We start from the raw sequence: 16,038 nt of genomic DNA, 5'->3' as shown, positions 1-16,038 counted from the left end.
ATCAGCCCGCCGCGCAGAGGATGGCGTCCCACGCGGTCTCACCGGCGAGGGTGGCCACCGCGGTGGAGTTCAGTGACAGCCTGCCGCGCGAGGTACCAGGATCCTCGGGCAGCGCGACCTCATCGGTCGTGAGGGCGAACAGGGTGTCGCCGTCGAGCGGGGTGTGGAACGGCTGGATGCCGCGGTGCATGGAGCTGTGCACCTGCAGACCGAACTGCTTCAGCTCGACGTCGGACAGCTGCACATTGGTGATCACGGCGGTGATCGTGGTGTTGCCCGACATCGAGTCGACCAGCCGCGACTCCCCGATCGCCTCTTCGTAGTCGAGCGCGGGATGGCGGCGCTCGCCGGTGGTCGCGTCGAAGTTGCCGCGGATGATCCTGCCCGCGCGGTCGAGGATCACGCCGTAGGGGTTGAGCACCGTGACCACGAGCACCTTGACATCGCCCACCTGGCGGAACGCGGCGCCCTGCCCCGTGAACTCGACGCGCGCCGGGTCCACCTTTCCGGACGACGCCGAAGCCCCGCCGCCCACGCGTCCGACCTCGATGACGCCCTCGCGCGCGGCCTGCAGTGCGGCCTTGCCGAGCGCGGTGTCGGGAAAGACCGAGTTGTCGCGCACCGAGTAGTCGTAGATGATCGCGCCGGAGACGAGCTGGAGCTGATCGAACCCGGAGCGGTGCTCCGCTCGTTCGAACAGCGCCTCGGAGACACCGGCGACGGCGGAGAGCCCGTACACGGATCCGCCGGCGAGGCAGATCGCGTGGTTGTAGCCGTAGAGCCCGCTCGCCCCCACCGCGCCACCGCGGCGGTCGGTGAAGGTCCTGGCCCCGGCGGGGATCGACAGCACCGTCGCCCCGGTCGGACCCTCGGCGTACTCGGCGGTGCCCAGGAGCACACCGGGGAAGTCGTACTCGACCTGTCCGCGGTCCGTGCCGTGCACGGGGGTGAGGGCGTAGTCGCCGTTGGAGCGACGGGGACCGGCGGGGAGGACGGGGGCGAGACGGTGGATGTCGGTCACGATGAGAGCTCCTGGAACAGTTGACGCGAATAGGGATGGCTGGGCAGGTCGTAGAACACCTCGGCGGGGGCGTGCTCGACGATCTCGCCGGCGCGCATCACCGCCAGGTGATGGGAGATGTAGCGCACGGCGGCGAGATCGTGGGAGATGAACAGGGCCGCGAAGCCGTGTTCGGCCTGCAGATCCTGGATGAGGTTGAGGATCTGCGCCTGCACCGAGACGTCGAGCGCGCTGACGGCCTCGTCGAACACGATGAACGCCGGATGCGTGACGAGGGCGCGGGCCACGCTCACGCGCTGGAGCTGCCCTCCGGAGAGCTGGTGCGGGCGACGAGCGGCGAACGACGCCGGCAGTCCGACCCGCTCGAGCATCGACACGGCGCGCTCGTCTGCGGCCGAGCTGCGTCGCTCGTGCACGAGCAGCGGCTCCAACACCGACGACAGCACGGTCGAGCGGGGGTCGAGCGCCCATCGGGGATGCTGCAGCACCGCCTGCATCCGGCCGGCGCGGGACCGCAGGCTGCGCGCGAGCGGAGCGCCCTGGAACCGCACCGCGCCGGAGTCGGGGCGCTGCAGCCCGAGCACGACGGAGCCGGTCGTGGTCTTGCCCGATCCGGACTCGCCGACCAGGCCGAGGGTCTCGCCGGGGGCGACCGCGAACGACACGTGCGACATGGCCCTGACCTCGCGTCGGTGCGCGCCGATGCCGGACGTGAAGGCGACGCTGACGTCGTCGAGCTCGATGGTGGGTGCCGCGGTCGACGCGGAGGGCGCGGTGCTCATGCGGACACCTCCTCTCCGGGGCGCAGCCCCGCGCGCTGATCGGCGTCGACGAACTCCGCCGCACGGATGCAGAGGCTGTGGCGCGGGCCGAGGGGTTCGGGCCGCACGACCTCGCACGCGTCGATGCGGTGGGCGCAGCGCGCGGCGAAGGCGCATCCCTCCGATTCGCCGTGCAGCACCGGCGGCGATCCCGGAATGCTCGACAGCCGCTCGCCACGCTTCGCCCGCGACGGATCGGTCGCCGCGAGTGCTCGTGCGTACGGGTGCACGGGGCTGCCGAGCACGGCGGACGCAGGGCCGCGCTCCACGACGCGCCCGGCATACATGACAGCGACCTCGTCGCACCAGCGCGCGACGGCGGGGAGGTCGTGGCTGAGCCAGAGGATCGTGGTGCCCTGTTCGCGGGCCTGCGCGAACAGCAGCCGCATGACCTCCTCGCGCACCTGGCTGTCGAGCGCCGCCGTGGGCTCGTCGGCGATGAGGAGCTTCGGGCGCCGGCACATCGCCATGGCGATCGCGACGCGCTGCGCCATGCCTCCGGAGATCTGATGCGGGAACAGGCGCACGACACGGGCGGGATCGGTGATCAGCATCGACTCGAGCAGCTCCACCTGGCGGCGGGGAGACCCGTCGTCGCCGACGGCGCGGAGCACGAGCTTCAGCTGGGCGCCGATGCGCATCGTCGGGTCGAGCGAGCCGATCGGGTCCTGCGCGATGTAGGCGAGGGTATCGCGGCGGTACGCACGGAGCGCATCGTCATCGAGGCCGAGCACGTCGATGCCGTCGACGTCGAGCGCGCCGCGGACGATGCGCGCCGAACGCGGCTGCAGTCGTCCGATGACCGCGGCGAGCGTGGACTTCCCGGAACCGGACTCCCCGACGATCGCGACGGAGCTGCCGTCGGCGACGTCGAGATCCACCCCGTCGAGGGCGCGGACCGTGGTGGCGCCGGAGAAGTCCAGGGCCAGGTCGCTGATGTGCACGGCGGTCATCGGAGGGACCTCGTCTCTCGCGGTTCGAATCGGTCGCGGAGGCCGTCGCCGATGATGTTGATGCACAGGATCGAGATCACCAGCACGACGCCGGGGATGATGACGAGCTGCGGGGCCTGGGTCATGTAGAGCATCCCCTGCTGGATGAGGAGCCCGAGAGAGGCTTCCGGCACCTGCACCCCGAAGCCGAGGAAGCTCAGCCCGCCCTCGACCAGGATCGCGACGGAGAGCGCGTAGCTCGCCTGCACGGCGATGGTGCCCGAGATGTTCGGTAGCAGGCGGCGGGCGAAGATCACCGGGGTGCGCACGCCGCTGATGCGGGCGGAGATGATGAAGTCGCGCTCGGCCACCCCGCGGGTGGCGATGCGCACGACCCTGGTCATGAGGGGGATCGTGATCACGACGATGCTGATGATCGCCGCGGGGCGTCCCGGTCCCAGCAGCGCGGAGACGAGGATCGCCAGCACCAGAGCGGGGAACGCGTAGAGCACGTCGGCGACGCGCATGATCACCTCGTTCGCCGCGCCGCCGTAGTAGCCGGCCAACATGCCGAGCAGGGTGCTGACGACGGCGGAGCACACGACGGCGACGATCGAGACCACCAGGGTCGTCGCCGTGCCCTGGAACAGTCGGGGCAGCAGCGAGCGGCCGAGGTTGTCGGTGCCGATCGGTGCGAGCGCGGACGGGCCCTCGAGGCGCCCGCCGACGGTGGCGCTCGTCGATCCGGTGATGCCGGTGAGCACCGCGATCACCGTCACGATCACGATCACGCCGAGCACGATGATCGCGGTGCGCAGCACGGCGTCGCTACGACGCCAGGCACCGCGCGTGGCCTGGCTCGCCGCGCGGACGCGGTAGGTGGCTGTGGGTGCGACGCTCATCGGCGGCTCCCTCCGGTCAGGCGCAGGCGCGGATCCAGCGCGTTGGCGATGAGGTCGACCAGCAGGCTCGCGACGATGAAGACGATCGCGGCGAGCAGCACGGCGCTCTGCACGATCGCGTAGTCGCGGCGGCCGAGCGCCGTCTGCAGGTACGACCCCATGCCGGGGATGTCGAACACGAACTCCACGATCACGGTGCCGCCCAGCAGCACGGCGACCAGCGCGCCGACGATCGTGAGGATCGGTGCGGCGGCGTTGCGCAGCACGTGATGCCGCACGATGAACCAGGGCGTCTCGCCACGCGCCACCGCCGCCTGCACGTGCGGTTCCACGAGCACGTTCATCACCGCATCCCTCGTGTTGCGGGCGACGACGGCGACGCAGCCGACCGCGAGCACCGTCACCGGGAGCACGAGGGCGCCGAAGAACCGGGCCGGGTCGACGGCGAACGACGCGAACCGCCCGACCGAGACCCCGAGCCCGAGCGTCGAGACCGTGAAGACCACCACCCCGGCGAGCAGGAACTCGGGGATGCTGATGCCGAGGGCGCTGACGATACGTCCGACCGCCCCGGCCGACCCCTCTGAGCGGAGCGCGGCGACGAAGCCGAGCGGGATTCCGACCAGGAGGGTCACCACGATGGTGAGCAGAGCGATCGTCGCCGTGACCGGGAGACGGGCGGCGAACTCCTCCGACACTGACACGTTCGAGACGAACGAGTAGCCGAGGTCACCGGTGAGGACGCCGAACAGCCAGTGGAAGTACTGGGTGACCACCGGGTCGTCGAGTCCGGAGTCGGCCACCGCCTGGGCCCGCTGCGCCTCGGTGGCGAGCGGACCCAGGACGAGGTCGATGTAGTCGCCCGGCATGAGGCGCACGGACGTGAAGATCAACACCGAGACGACGACCAGCGTCAGCAGTGCGGCGCCGATGCGCCGGAGCGACCACAGAGCGACGGCCATGTCAGCTGGCGCGGAACTGCGTGATGTACCGGAGGAAGTTGCCGTAGCCCTCGTCGCTGCTCAGCGTCGGGGACAGCGAGGCGGTGTTCCATCCGAGGGTGGAGGGGCGCAGCACCAGCGGCACCATCTCGCTCTGCTCGTCGGCGAGGGCGCACAGGTTCTCGAACACCGCGGCGCGGTCGGCGCCCGGTGCGGTCGAGTATCCGTCGGCGATGAGTCCGTCGAGCTCGTCGGAGCCCTTCATGAAGACGGCCGAGAAGCCGGCGACCTCGGGGTTCCACCACGTCGTGACCATGGCCGGGTCCGCATAGCCGGCGAACCAGCTCAGCGCCAGGTCGAAGTCGGCAGGGCTGCCGTAGACGGCGGCGGAGTAGGTGGCGTAGTCGACCTGCTGGATCTCGACGGTCACGCCGATCTCGGCGAGGTTCTGCTGCATGACCTGCGCGATCTGGGCGAGCACCGGCTCGTCGGTGTACACGACCAGGTCCAGTTCGAGACCGCCGATCTCATCGATCACGGCCTTCGCCGCCGCCACGTCGCGTGCGGCGGAGGGAAGGTCCGTGGCGACGCAGGCGTCGGGGAGTCCGGCCGGAGTGACGCCGGTCGCGGCCGTCGAGCCGCCGAACGCCAGCTCGTTGATCGCGTTACGGTCGATCGCGCTGTTGATCGCGAACCGCACGTCCTGATCCTGCAGAGCCTCATCGCCGGTGAGCGAGTTGATCATCAGATAGTGGAAGTCGGTATTGCGCTGGCCGACGACCGTCACGTCCTTCGCATTCGCGAGGAGTTCGGCGGAGTCGATCGAGTTGAGCACCGCGAAGTCCGCGGAGCCGTCTCTGAGCGCTGCCGCCCTGGTGGCTTCGTCGCCGACGATGTCGATCGTCAACGTCGAGAATCCGAGGGATGCGGCGTCGGGGTGGTGTTCGTTCGGCTCGAAGGTCCACTCCTCGTCCTGCCGGTGCGCGGTCGCCACAAGCGGGCCCGTGCCGACCATCTCGGTCGTGATGTCGACCTCACCCGATTCGATCTCGGCCATCGGCAGCACGGCGGCCGGTGTGTTGGCGAGTGCAGCGAGGAAGGGGGCGTACGGCTCGGAGAGCGTGACGGTGACCTCGAGGTCACCGGTCGCCTCGATCGACGCGATGGGGCCGAGCTGGCCGGTCCAGGTCGTCGGGGTGTCGAGGAGACGCTGGAGGCTGCCGACCACGTCGTCCGCCGTCATCGCGCGTCCGTTCGAGAACACGGCGTCGTCGGCGAGCGTGAAGACGTACTCGGTGTCGCTCGGCGTCTCCCACGAGGTGGCGAGCGAAGGGGCGACGTCGAGGTTCTCGTCGATGGTGGTGAGCGTCTCGTACGAGAGCCCCTCCAGCATCCAGGAGCGCGCAGTCGCCGCTCCCTGCGGATCCAGGCCGCTGGCCTCGGCGGTGTCGTAGTCCACCTGGACGACGAGGTCGCCGCCGCCGTCGAAGGCGTCGTCGGACACGGCGAGGAAGCCGGGGGCGACCTCGTCCTGGGTGGGTTCGGTATCGGGTGAGGCGCCGGCGGCGCATCCGGTGAGGGCGAGGACGGCGACGGCGGTGAACGCCACCCCCGCGCGAGCTGCAGAGTGCATGTCGGTGTTTCCCTTCGGGATGTCGGACGACGGCGGATCAGCCGTGGTGCGACGACGGGCGGACAGAGAGGTGATGCAGGTGGTGCTCGGTGCGTGCAGCGCCGGTGTCCTCGTGAGCACAGGCGCATGCGGTGGGGGAGGCCGGGACGTCGAGGGTCGGGTTCCGGTCGAAGAAGTCGTGGGGTTTCAGAGTGAAGCCGCAGGTGTCGACGGGCATGATCGGCCAGTCCTCCGTGCGGGGGAAGTGCGTGAGGCCGAACGTGTGCCAGAGGACCAGGTCGGCGCCGTCGAGTGAGGCGTCGTCGGCCACGAAGGCGGGCAGCCCCTGCTCCGGGGCGCTCTGGTTGACCACGTCGCCCGCGGGGTAGCGCTCTTCGGGGTCGTATGCGGTGACCCAGAGGTCGGAGGTCGCGAAGCGGGCTCGGGACGCGATCACCGATTCGGGCTGCGCGAGGAGCACCGGCTTGCCCTCCGGCGTCAGCACGTAGGAGGTCGGACGGCCGAGGCGGTTCTTCGCGGTCGCGCTGCTGATGCGCCACGTCCGATCGACGGTCGCGTTGGCCCGGCGCCGCCCCTCCTGCTCGCTGCGCAGACGGGTCTTCGTGAAGCCGATCGCGCTGCCGTGCAGGTTGTCGTCGTCGATCGGGAGAGCTCCGACATCCACCTCGTCGATCACGGCGGGCCCGTCGTCGACCGCCATGTCCAGCCGTGCGCAGAACAGGTGCTGGTGATACGGAGCGGCCAGCCCCGGTGCGAGCTCGCTGGCGAACCGGCTGGTGCGTTCGTCGTAGGCTGCGGTGAACACGAGCCCTGTCGCCTTGGCCTCGAACTCGATCTTGCCGTCGAGGTAGAGGTACCAGTAGAACCCGTAGTCGTAGTTGCCGACCGTGACGAAGAACGAGATGACGAGCCGTCGCTGGCGGCGGACGTCGCTCGTGCCGGTGAACTGCTCGGTGTGCTTCCACAGCACCCCTGCATCCTCCTCGTGGATGCAGATCGCGTTCGGAAGCACCTTCACGTCGCCCCGCGCATCGGCGATCGGCACGTCGAGATACGTGATGTCGCCGACGCAGTCGCAGCCGAGTTCGAGGGAGTTCACGAGGCGGCCGAGCAGGTACTCGCCGGTGTCGAAGTAGTTCTGCCAGAAGCGCACAGGCCCGGGGTCGCCGTAGGGGACCAGCATCTCGGCGATCGAGGCGCGGTGCACGATCGGGCGCACGCGCCCGTCGTCCTCGAAGCCGATGCCGTGCAGCACGAGCCCCTCGCGCATGTCGTAGCCGATGCGCAGCGACCACTTCTCCCACGAGATGACATCGCCGTCGAACGAGAAGCTGGGGCCATCGGGCTGCTGGATCACGATCGGCTTCTGCGTCGTGCGCTCGGGGCCGAACGTGCCGGGGACGTGGTAGTCGCCGGTCTCCTGCGGGATCGGCATCACGCCGGTGTCGATCACGTCGACGACGGTGCGGCTCGCCAGGTCGACATAGGCGACGAGGCCGTCGATCGGATGCGCCCACGGCATGGTCTGCGGCGTCGGCTGGTGGTGGCCGAGCACGCGGGCCAGTCGGCGACCGCGTTCGCCCTCGATCGGGTAGCGGCCCGCGGAGAGACCGGCCAGGGCGACGGTGCTCGGGTCGTCGATGCCTCGCGCGGACAGGGCGGTCGCCCACCGCTCGTCGGCACCGATCAGCTCGCGGATGATCCCGTGCTCCTCCTGCAGCAGCGGCACCTGTCCGTCGCGATCGGGATCGATGTCGACGTCCTTCGCGAGCGTCCCACTGCCGAGGTCGACCGAGAGCGCCCGTGCGCGTCCGCTGTCGACGTCGAGGAGCTGCACGCGCGCCCGGCGGGGGACGCTGCGGCCGGCGATGACCTCGGCGCGGTCGGGTTCGTCGAGTCCGATGTAGGCGATGCGGTGGGAGTCGTCGAGCGCGCCGTTGGCCCGGAGGATCTCGGCGGCGCGCTGCAACTCGTCCGCGGAGAGCGTGGCGTACGGCGCACCGGATCCGTCGCCGAGACGGCGAGAGTGCTGGACGTGGTCGGACGTGGAACAGCTGCAGTTCATGGAGTCTCCGTCGGAAGTCGGTACCGGAACGTCTGCGTGCCGGAACGTTCCGGCAAAAGTATGCGAAAAGCGTGTTACGGCGCAAGACCCGATGTGTTTCGAGTGGATTACGACTGCTCCGGTGTGGTTAGACTCGGCCGCATGCAAGAGCCACGGCGCGCCCGATTGATCGATGTCGCTCGGCGCGCAGGTGTCGGCAAGACCACGGCGTCCGATGCGCTCAGCGGTGGCGGACGCGTCTCGTCGGCCACACGCGAGGCGGTGCTGGCGGCCGCTGCAGAACTCGGCTATTCGGTGAACACAGCGGCGCGGCACCTGCGCGGCGGCGCCATCGGCACCATCGGGATCGTCCTCCCGGAGGTCGTGTCGCGCTCGTCGTACTACATGGCGTTCACGTTCGGCATCGTCACCAGTGCCGCCGCGCACGACATCGACGTCACGATCGTCAGCCCCTCGGTCTCGTCCGGCCGCTCGCGACCGATCCGCGCCGACGGACTCATCATCGGCGACCCGCTCTCCGGCGATGCGGCGCTGCCCGCCCTGATGTCGTCGGGGATCCCGATCGTGACTCAGGAGCATCTGCCGGATGACATCGCCGGTACGCCGGACGGCGTGCTCTGGTCGTCGCACGAGGCGGGGATGCTGCGGCTGTTCGAGGAGATCGATGTGACGAAGGCTCGCCATCCCGCCCTCCTGGTGGCGCCGGACGCGACCGACTGGTCCCGTCAGCTCGTCTCCGGGTACCGCAAGGGCTGCGCGGCGCGCGACCTCGACCCGGTGATCGCCCCGATCTCGTTCGAGGCGCCGTGGCACGCCGTCCGCGAGACGACCGAGAAGCTGCTGCAGACACATCCGGAGACGGACGTGATCATCTGCGGTCCTGACTCGAGCGCGATCGAGGCCGTGGCCGTGCTCGGGCGGATGGGCCGCACGATCGGCGATGACATCACCGTGGTCTCCTGCGTCGACCATCCGTCGCTCCCGTTCCTGACCCCGTCGATCACCTCGATCGATCTGCGTCCGCGCGACTCGGGAGTCGCCTGTGCCGAACTTCTCATCGACCTGCTCGACGGGCGGGCGGCATCGGGCACCGACGTGGAGTTCCCGATCGCCGTGGTGGCGCGGGAATCCACCGCCCAGGCGCTGCGGGTGCGCCGGTGAGCGCGCCGCTCGACGGCATCGTGGTCGCGGACTTCTCGCGTGTGCTCGCCGGACCCCTCGCCACGATGACGCTCGCCGACCTCGGCGCCAGGGTGATCAAGGTCGAACGGCCGGGAACCGGTGACGACACCCGCGCCTGGGGTCCGCCGTACGCCGCGTCCGGCATCACGACGTACTTCGAGTCCGCCAACCGCGGCAAGGAGTCGGTGACGCTGGATCTCACCGACCCGGCCGACGTCGCACGAGCGCACGAGCTCATCGCGCGCAGCGATGTGGTGATCGAGAACTTCCGCCCCGGCCTGTTCGCGAAGCTCGGGTTCGACTGGGAAGCGCTGTCGGCCGCCCATCCGGGGCTCGTCTCGGTGTCGGTCAGCGGCTTCGGTCTCGGACCCGGTGCGGAACTGCCGGGATACGACTTCGTCGCGCAGGCGGTGGGTGGTCTGATGCACATCACCGGCGACGCCGACGGCGATGCGATGAAGGCGGGTGTCGCGCTGGTCGACGTGCTCACCGGCAAGGACGCGGTGATCGGCATCCTCGCCGCCCTGCGGCGACGCGAGCGCACCGGGCGTGGTTCCCGGATCGAGGTCAACCTGCTGTCGAGTCTTCAGGCGGCTCTGGTGAACCAGGTGTCGGCGCATCTGGGAGCAGGCTCGGAGCCTGGCCGGCTCGGCAACCGACACCCCTCCATCGCGCCCTACGAGTCGCTGCGCTGCGCTGATGCGCCCATCGCGGTAGCGTGCGGCAATGATGCCCAGTTCGCCCGGATGACCCGCGAACTCGGGCGACCGGAACTCGCCGACGACCCCCGCTTCCTGCGCAACCCCGATCGCGTCGCGCATCGGGATGCCCTCGCCGCCGAGCTCGAGTCCGCGCTCGCGCACGACACCGCAGCGACCTGGGCGGACCGGCTGAACCGGATCGGAGTCGCCGCGGGTGTCGTCAACTCGATCGGCGACGGGATCGCTCTCGCCGATCGGCTCGGGCTCGATCCCGTGTGGGAGGCCGTCGGGGGCGACGGGCGCCGTTCGCGGCAGATCCGGTCGCCGTTGACCTGGACCCCGGAGATCCCGGTGTCCGCAGCGGCGCCGCCCCTGCTCGGTGAGCACGACGCTCAGGTCCGCGCCTGGCTGGACGCGGACGGCTAGAGCGGGAGGTCGCGGAGCGCGATCCAGAGCTCGGCGGCCACATCCGGATCCTCGAGCGAGACGCCCAGCAGCTTCTCCGCGGCCAGGACGCGCGGACGGATGGTGTTCCGATGCACGCCCAGTGCGCGGGCGGTGCGTTCGGCCTGCTGGCGGTTGCGCAGATAGGCCACCACGGTCAGGCGCAGGTCCGGATCCGTCTCCGCGAGTGCGGCCGCCCAGCGGCGGGCCCGCGCGTCCGGGTCGATCCGGAGGTCGTCATCGCCGGACGAGCGGTGCTGCGCGACGATGCGCGCGGCGGTCGCGGCGACGTCCTCCAGGGCGACCTCGCCGCTGAGGATGCCGGAGCCCGCGGTCGGCGCGGAGTCGGCGGGCCACAGCGTGACGTGCGCTCCCTCGACGTCGACGGCACGTCCGAGAGAGCCCAGGGCGGGCTCTGCGCTCGCCAGCACGCGGAACAGCATCGGCAGCTCCATGCCCGATGCGGCGGCCAGCGCGCGGGCGGCCGCGGCCTCCCCGCGGAGGGCGAGCGCGGTGATCCAGTCCTCGGGAGGCGTCGCTCCGGCCTTCTCTCCGGCGGTCAGCAGGCGCAGGAGCGCGGTGGCGGTGAGCGCGAGCTGACGGTCGGAGCCGCCGAACGGCCTCCCCGCCCCCAGGGCAAGGGCGCCGCGGGTGCGCTCGCCGTCGGTGACCGCATGCGCGACGACGGTCGAGCCGTGCGACACGAAGGATGCCGCTTCGACTCCCGAGCGCAGCAGCGACCGCTCGACATCGGCGCGCACGGAGGGCAGCATGCCCTCCAGCGAGCGCGGGTGCAGCAACGCCGGAGCGGTGGTGCGACCGAGCGGCAGCCAGGCCACCCATCCGCCGATCGCCTGCGCCATCACCCGGACCACGGCCGCGACCGGGTCGGGTCCGGCTGCGGCCTGCACCAGTCGGGTGTGGGCGTGAGCCGTGCGGACCGCCTCCTCCTGGCCACCGCGTCCGGCGACCGACCAGAACGCCCGCGAGACGTCGAGGAAGGGCGCCCCGTCCGGGACCTCGAAGACCGGGATCCCCGCGGATCTGCAGCGTTCGACCAGAGCGGGTGGTGCGTGCTCCCAGCCCTCGCCGAGTCCGATCCCGATCGCGCCGATCCCCTGCGCGGCGAGGCGGTCGACGTACGCGTCCGCCGTCGCGGCGCGTAGCGGGATGCCGGTCGTGAGCAGGAGTTCGCCGCCGTCGAGATAGCGTCCTGGATCCTCGAGCTCCGAGACGTGGACCCCGGTGATGGTGCGTGCGGCGTCGAAGGGGGCCAGTGGACGCAGGGAACTGCCGGCCAGGCTGACGAGCTCTCCGAGGGACACCATGCCCTCATTGTGCGTGATGCACAGCGTTCTCGTAAAGACTGGGCGAAGTGTGCGCATGGACGGATGCGCTTCGCCCTAGCGTCGACCTCATGACCTCCGTTCCCCACCTGCTCACCGAGATCCCCGGGCCGCGATCGCGTGCGCTCCACGCGCAGCGCGATGCCGCCGTCGCCTCCGGATTCGGCGTCACGCTGCCCGTGTTCATCGCCAGCGCTGGCGACTCGACCCTCGAGGACGTCGACGGCAACACGCTCATCGACCTCGCATCCGGCATCGCCGTCACCAGCGTCGGCGCCGCCAACCCCCGCGTGCGGCAGAACGTCGCGGCGCAGCTCGACCGCTTCACCCACACCTGCTTCATGGTGACCGAGTACGAGGGCTTCGTCCGTGTCGCCGAATGGCTCAACAATCATGCGCCCGGCGACTTCGAGAAGAAGACCGGCCTGTTCAGCACCGGCGCGGAGGCGGTCGAGAACGCGGTGAAGATCGCCCGCGCCCACTCCGGTCGACCGGGGATCCTGGTGATCGACGAGGCGTACCACGGCCGGTCGCTGCTGACCATGGCCATGACGGCCAAGGAGCACCCGTACAAGACCTCGTTCGGCCCGTTCCCCGGCGACGTCGTGCGCGGGCCCAACGCGAATCCCCTCCGCGGCGCCGGACCGGACGAGGCCCTCGCCGAGATCGAGCGCCTCATCCTCGCGCACGGCGCCGAGTACTTCGCGGCCCTCGTCGTCGAACCGATCCAGGGCGAGGGTGGGTTCATCGTTCCCGCTGAGGGGTTCCTCGCCGGTCTTCGTCGCATCGCAGACGCCTACGGCATCATCCTGGTCATCGATGAGATCCAGACCGGCCTCGGCCGCACGGGCCGTCTGTTCGCGAGCGAGCACGAGGCGATCGCCGGCGACATCACGCTGACCGCGAAGGCACTCGGCGGCGGGCTGCCCCTGAGCGCCGTCACCGGCCGTGCCGACATCATGGACGCCGCGCACACGGGCGGCCTGGGTGGCACCTACGCGGGCAACCCGCTGGCCTGCGCCGCCGCGCTCGCCGTGTTCGAGGCGCTCGCGGAGCCGGACCTGCTCCCACGCGTGGCCGGCATCGAACAGCGCATCCGCCGCCACCTCGAACCGCTCCTGATCGAGCTCGACCAGGTCGCACAGGTGCGGGGGCGCGGGGCGATGATGGCGATCGAGTTCGCCGACCCCGGAACGCTCGATCCGCGGCCCGACCTCGCCCAGCGCATCTCGGCGGCGTGCCACGCGGCCGGCGTCATCACGCTGACCTGCGGCACCTTCGGCAACGTCATCCGCCTGCTTCCCCCGCTGGTCATCGACGACGCCGTGCTCGAGGCGGGGCTCGAGATCCTCGTCGCATCCATCCGCTCCATCGCCGCCGAGGAGGCAGCCGCATGACCACCGTTCCCGACCTTCTCGACTTCGACGAGATGCTCTCCGCCGAGGAGCGCGCGACGCGCGACCGCGTGCGGGCGTTCGTCGATGCGCGCGTGCGCCCGCACATCGCCGGCTGGTACGACGAGGCGATCTTCCCCACCGAGCTCGTGCCGGAGCTGGCCGACCTCGGAGTGCTCGGCATGCATCTGAGCGGCTACGGCTGCGCCGGTCGCAGCGCCGTGGAGTACGGGCTGGCGGCGATGGAGCTCGAGGCGGGCGACTCCGGGCTGCGCACCTTCGTGTCGGTGCAGGGGTCGCTGGCGATGAGCGCGATCCACAAGCACGGCAGCGAGGAGCAGAAGCAGGAGTGGCTCCCGCGGATGGCGCGGGGCGAGGTCATCGGCTGCTTCGGGCTCACCGAGCCGAACTCCGGATCGGACCCGTCCAGCATGACGACCTTCGCGCGCCGCGACGGCGACGGATGGGTGATCAACGGAGCCAAGCGCTGGATCGGTCTCGCCTCGATCGCCCAGGTCGCCATCATCTGGGCGCAGACCGACGACGGCATCCGGGGGTTCATCGTCCCCACGGACTCCGAGGGCTTCGTCGCGACGCCCATCGCCCCGAAGCTGTCGATGCGCGCATCGATCCAGTGCGACATCACGCTCACCGATGTGCGGCTGCCCGCCGAGGCGCAGCTCCCCGAGGCGCGGGGCCTGCGTGCCCCGTTCTCTTGTCTGAACGAAGCCCGCTACGGCATCGGGTGGGGCGTCATCGGCGCCGCGCGCGACAGCTATGCCACGGCGTTATCGTACTCGCTCACGCGCATGCAGTTCAACCAGCCCATCGCCTCGTTCCAGCTCACCCAGCAGAAGCTCGTCGACATGGCCGTCGAGATCGAGAAGGCGCAGCTGCTCGCGCTGCGACTCGGTCGTCTCAAGGATGCCGGCTCTCTCGCCCCGCACCAGATCTCGGTCGCGAAGCTCAGCAACACGCGGGCCGCGATCGCGATCGCCCGAGAGGCGAGGACGATCCTCGGCGGCAACGGCGTCTCGGGCGAGTATTCGCCGCTGCGCCATGCCGCGAACCTGGAATCCGTGCGCACCTACGAGGGGACGGACGAGATCCACACGCTCGTGCTCGGCGCGCACATCACGGGCATCCCGGCGTTCCGCAACACCACCATCGAGGGAGCATCATGACCGTCATCGCCCTGCGCCACTTCATCGACGGTGCCTGGATCGAGGGGGCCGGCGAAGCTCTCGTCGATGTGAACCCGAGCCGTCCGAGTGACATCGTCGCGGAAGGGCCGGGGGCCTCCGAGACCGACGTCGACCGGGCCTACAGCGCCGCCAGGGCGGCGTTCGACGGCTGGCGGCGGACGCCTGCTCGGGCGCGGGCGGCGATCCTGCTGCGTGCGGCCGACATCATCGACGCGCACCGCGACGAATGGGGGCGCGAGCTGGCCCGCGAAGAGGGCAAGACGGTCGCCGAGGCGATCGCCGAGACCGGTCACTCCGCGAACATCCTGCGCTTCCATGCGCAGGAGGTCGAGCGGCAGAGCGGCGGCGTCTTCGAGTCGCCGAGCCCGGGGGAGCGGATCCTCGTGATCCGCCGCGCCGTCGGCGTGATCGGGGCGATCACCCCCTTCAACTTCCCGATCTCGATCCCGGCGTGGAAGCTCGCGCCGGCACTGGTGTGGGGCAACACGGTGGTCTGGAAGCCGGCCACGTTCGTCCCCGTGCTCGCGATGCGCTTCGCCGAGGCGCTGGAGCAGGCGGGACTGCCCCACGGTGTGCTGAACCTGGTCAACGGCACGGCAGCCGTCGGCGAGGCGATCGTGTCGCATCCGGATGTGGACGCCGTGACCTTCACCGGCTCCACGAAGGTCGGACGGCTCATCGCCGCGCAGCTGGCCGCCCGCGGCATCCCGTTCCAGGGCGAGATGGGCGGCAAGAACGCCGCGCTGGTGCTCGCGGATGCCGACCTCGACGTCGCGGTGGAGCAGGTGGCGATCGGCGCGTTCCGCGCGGCAGGGCAGAAGTGCACGGCGACGTCGCGCGTGATCGTGCACGAGGCCGTGGCCGACGAGTTCCTCCGCCGCCTCGCGATCCGCACCGAGCGGATGGTCGTGGGCGATGCGCAGGACGAGGGCGTCGAGGTCGGACCCGTCGTCGACGTCGCGGCTCGCGACCGCGTCGCCGCTGCCCTGGTGCGGGCCAGGACCACGGCGACACCGGTCGTCGCCCCGGCGCCGTACTCGTCCGGTGCCCTGGCCGAGGGCTACTTCATCCCGCCGTCCGTGTTCGAGCTGCACGAGGACGCGCCCGGCGAGCTGTGGACCGAGGAGCTCTTCGGCCCCGTCGTCGGTGTGCGCAGGGTCCCCAGCACGGAGGCCGGCATCGCACTGGTGAACGACAGCGAGTACGGGCTCTCCACCGCGGTGTTCACCACGGGCCTGGCCGAGGCGCTCAGCGCGATCGAGGACATCAGGGTCGGTGTCGTGCACATCAACTCCGCCTCGGCCGGGGCCGATCTGCACGTGCCGTTCGGCGGCAGCGGGGCGAGCGCGCTCGGCCCGAAGGAGCAGGGGGCGGCGGCCAGGGAGTTCTTCACGGAGACGGCGACGGTCTACCTGCGCGGCTGAGACATCGGGTCGGAGCACCCCCACCGT

Annotated in this window: 13 protein-coding genes; 5 read left to right on the top strand and 8 right to left on the bottom strand. The window is 70.6% G+C overall.

From position 1 onward, the window contains the following. Window position 1: 1 nt before the first annotated feature. Genes ACIOVG_RS02635 through ACIOVG_RS02605 form a run of 7 tightly spaced genes read right to left on the bottom strand, consistent with a single transcriptional unit; the run spans window position 2 to window position 8,315 of the window. Complete coding sequence (locus ACIOVG_RS02635; protein WP_400868766.1) at window positions 2-1,021, bottom strand: P1 family peptidase; 1,020 nt, start codon at window positions 1,019-1,021, stop codon at window positions 2-4. Further along, the gene (locus tag ACIOVG_RS02630; RefSeq protein ID WP_400868764.1) at window positions 1,018-1,803 is read right to left on the bottom strand and encodes an ATP-binding cassette domain-containing protein; all 786 of its coding nucleotides are present in this window, start codon (window positions 1,801-1,803) and stop codon (window positions 1,018-1,020) included. Before ACIOVG_RS02630 ends, ACIOVG_RS02635 begins: the two co-directional genes overlap by 4 nt. Then, window positions 1,800-2,795, bottom strand: a complete 996-nt coding sequence (locus ACIOVG_RS02625; protein ID WP_400868762.1) for an ABC transporter ATP-binding protein — start codon at window positions 2,793-2,795, stop codon at window positions 1,800-1,802. Before ACIOVG_RS02625 ends, ACIOVG_RS02630 begins: the two co-directional genes overlap by 4 nt. After that, on the bottom strand, window positions 2,792-3,676 hold the full coding sequence (locus ACIOVG_RS02620; RefSeq protein WP_400868760.1) for an ABC transporter permease: 885 nt from the start codon (window positions 3,674-3,676) through the stop codon (window positions 2,792-2,794). The genes ACIOVG_RS02625 and ACIOVG_RS02620 overlap by 4 nt, the downstream gene beginning before the upstream one ends. Next, a complete protein-coding gene (locus ACIOVG_RS02615; RefSeq protein ID WP_400868758.1) occupies window positions 3,673-4,638 on the bottom strand; it encodes an ABC transporter permease in 966 nt (321 codons plus the stop codon). The genes ACIOVG_RS02620 and ACIOVG_RS02615 overlap by 4 nt, the downstream gene beginning before the upstream one ends. Window position 4,639: 1 nt before the next feature. Next, window positions 4,640-6,250, bottom strand: a complete 1,611-nt coding sequence (locus ACIOVG_RS02610) for an ABC transporter substrate-binding protein (RefSeq protein WP_400868756.1) — start codon at window positions 6,248-6,250, stop codon at window positions 4,640-4,642. A gap of 37 nt (window positions 6,251-6,287) precedes the next feature. Then, window positions 6,288-8,315 (bottom strand): primary-amine oxidase, encoded by a 2,028-nt coding sequence (locus ACIOVG_RS02605; protein ID WP_400868754.1) that lies wholly within the window; start codon window positions 8,313-8,315, stop codon window positions 6,288-6,290. A gap of 141 nt (window positions 8,316-8,456) precedes the next feature. Between ACIOVG_RS02605 and ACIOVG_RS02600 the strand changes: the two genes are divergently transcribed. Then, window positions 8,457-9,476 carry a LacI family DNA-binding transcriptional regulator gene (locus ACIOVG_RS02600; protein ID WP_400868752.1) on the top strand — a complete coding sequence of 340 codons (1,020 nt, stop codon included), beginning with the start codon at window positions 8,457-8,459 and terminating at the stop codon, window positions 9,474-9,476. Continuing rightward, window positions 9,473-10,624 carry a CaiB/BaiF CoA transferase family protein gene (locus ACIOVG_RS02595; RefSeq protein WP_400868750.1) on the top strand — a complete coding sequence of 384 codons (1,152 nt, stop codon included), beginning with the start codon at window positions 9,473-9,475 and terminating at the stop codon, window positions 10,622-10,624. Before ACIOVG_RS02600 ends, ACIOVG_RS02595 begins: the two co-directional genes overlap by 4 nt. Here the strand turns inward: ACIOVG_RS02595 and ACIOVG_RS02590 are convergent. Then, complete coding sequence (locus tag ACIOVG_RS02590; protein ID WP_400868748.1) at window positions 10,621-11,970, bottom strand: PucR family transcriptional regulator ligand-binding domain-containing protein; 1,350 nt, start codon at window positions 11,968-11,970, stop codon at window positions 10,621-10,623. The genes ACIOVG_RS02595 and ACIOVG_RS02590 overlap by 4 nt on opposite strands. An 89-nt stretch (window positions 11,971-12,059) precedes the next feature. Here ACIOVG_RS02590 and gabT point away from each other — a divergent pair, with 89 nt between their 5' ends. The 3 genes from gabT to ACIOVG_RS02575 are packed head-to-tail and all read left to right on the top strand — an operon-like array spanning window position 12,060 to window position 16,011. Then, complete coding sequence (gene gabT, locus ACIOVG_RS02585; protein ID WP_400868746.1) at window positions 12,060-13,385, top strand: 4-aminobutyrate--2-oxoglutarate transaminase; 1,326 nt, start codon at window positions 12,060-12,062, stop codon at window positions 13,383-13,385. Then, entirely contained in the window at window positions 13,382-14,566 is a 1,185-nt protein-coding gene (locus ACIOVG_RS02580) for an acyl-CoA dehydrogenase family protein (RefSeq protein WP_400868744.1), read from the top strand. Before gabT ends, ACIOVG_RS02580 begins: the two co-directional genes overlap by 4 nt. Then, on the top strand, window positions 14,563-16,011 hold the full coding sequence (locus ACIOVG_RS02575; RefSeq protein WP_400868743.1) for an aldehyde dehydrogenase family protein: 1,449 nt from the start codon (window positions 14,563-14,565) through the stop codon (window positions 16,009-16,011). Before ACIOVG_RS02580 ends, ACIOVG_RS02575 begins: the two co-directional genes overlap by 4 nt. Window positions 16,012-16,038: the final 27 nt, after the last annotated feature.

Source organism: Microbacterium sp. NPDC087591, from assembly GCF_044743625.1.
Classification (GTDB): Bacteria; Actinomycetota; Actinomycetes; order Actinomycetales; family Microbacteriaceae; genus Microbacterium.
The sequence above is the reverse complement of the archived record's forward strand: the minus strand, read 5'-3'. Positions and strand labels throughout refer to the sequence as shown.

Excerpts from the sequence above, each read along its gene's own strand:
- ACIOVG_RS02630 (WP_400868764.1), bottom strand. The coding sequence starts at position 1,803 with ATGAGCACCGCGCCCTCCGCGTCGACCGCGGCACCCACCATCGAGCTC.
- ACIOVG_RS02625 (WP_400868762.1), bottom strand. The coding sequence starts at position 2,795 with ATGACCGCCGTGCACATCAGCGACCTGGCCCTGGACTTCTCCGGCGCC.
- ACIOVG_RS02620 (WP_400868760.1), bottom strand. The coding sequence starts at position 3,676 with ATGAGCGTCGCACCCACAGCCACCTACCGCGTCCGCGCGGCGAGCCAG.
- ACIOVG_RS02615 (WP_400868758.1), bottom strand. The coding sequence starts at position 4,638 with ATGGCCGTCGCTCTGTGGTCGCTCCGGCGCATCGGCGCCGCACTGCTG.
- ACIOVG_RS02610 (WP_400868756.1), bottom strand. The coding sequence starts at position 6,250 with ATGCACTCTGCAGCTCGCGCGGGGGTGGCGTTCACCGCCGTCGCCGTC.
- ACIOVG_RS02605 (WP_400868754.1), bottom strand. The coding sequence starts at position 8,315 with ATGAACTGCAGCTGTTCCACGTCCGACCACGTCCAGCACTCTCGCCGT.
- ACIOVG_RS02600 (WP_400868752.1), top strand. The coding sequence starts at position 8,457 with ATGCAAGAGCCACGGCGCGCCCGATTGATCGATGTCGCTCGGCGCGCA.
- ACIOVG_RS02590 (WP_400868748.1), bottom strand. The coding sequence starts at position 11,970 with ATGGTGTCCCTCGGAGAGCTCGTCAGCCTGGCCGGCAGTTCCCTGCGT.
- gabT (WP_400868746.1), top strand. The coding sequence starts at position 12,060 with ATGACCTCCGTTCCCCACCTGCTCACCGAGATCCCCGGGCCGCGATCG.
- ACIOVG_RS02580 (WP_400868744.1), top strand. The coding sequence starts at position 13,382 with ATGACCACCGTTCCCGACCTTCTCGACTTCGACGAGATGCTCTCCGCC.
- ACIOVG_RS02575 (WP_400868743.1), top strand. The coding sequence starts at position 14,563 with ATGACCGTCATCGCCCTGCGCCACTTCATCGACGGTGCCTGGATCGAG.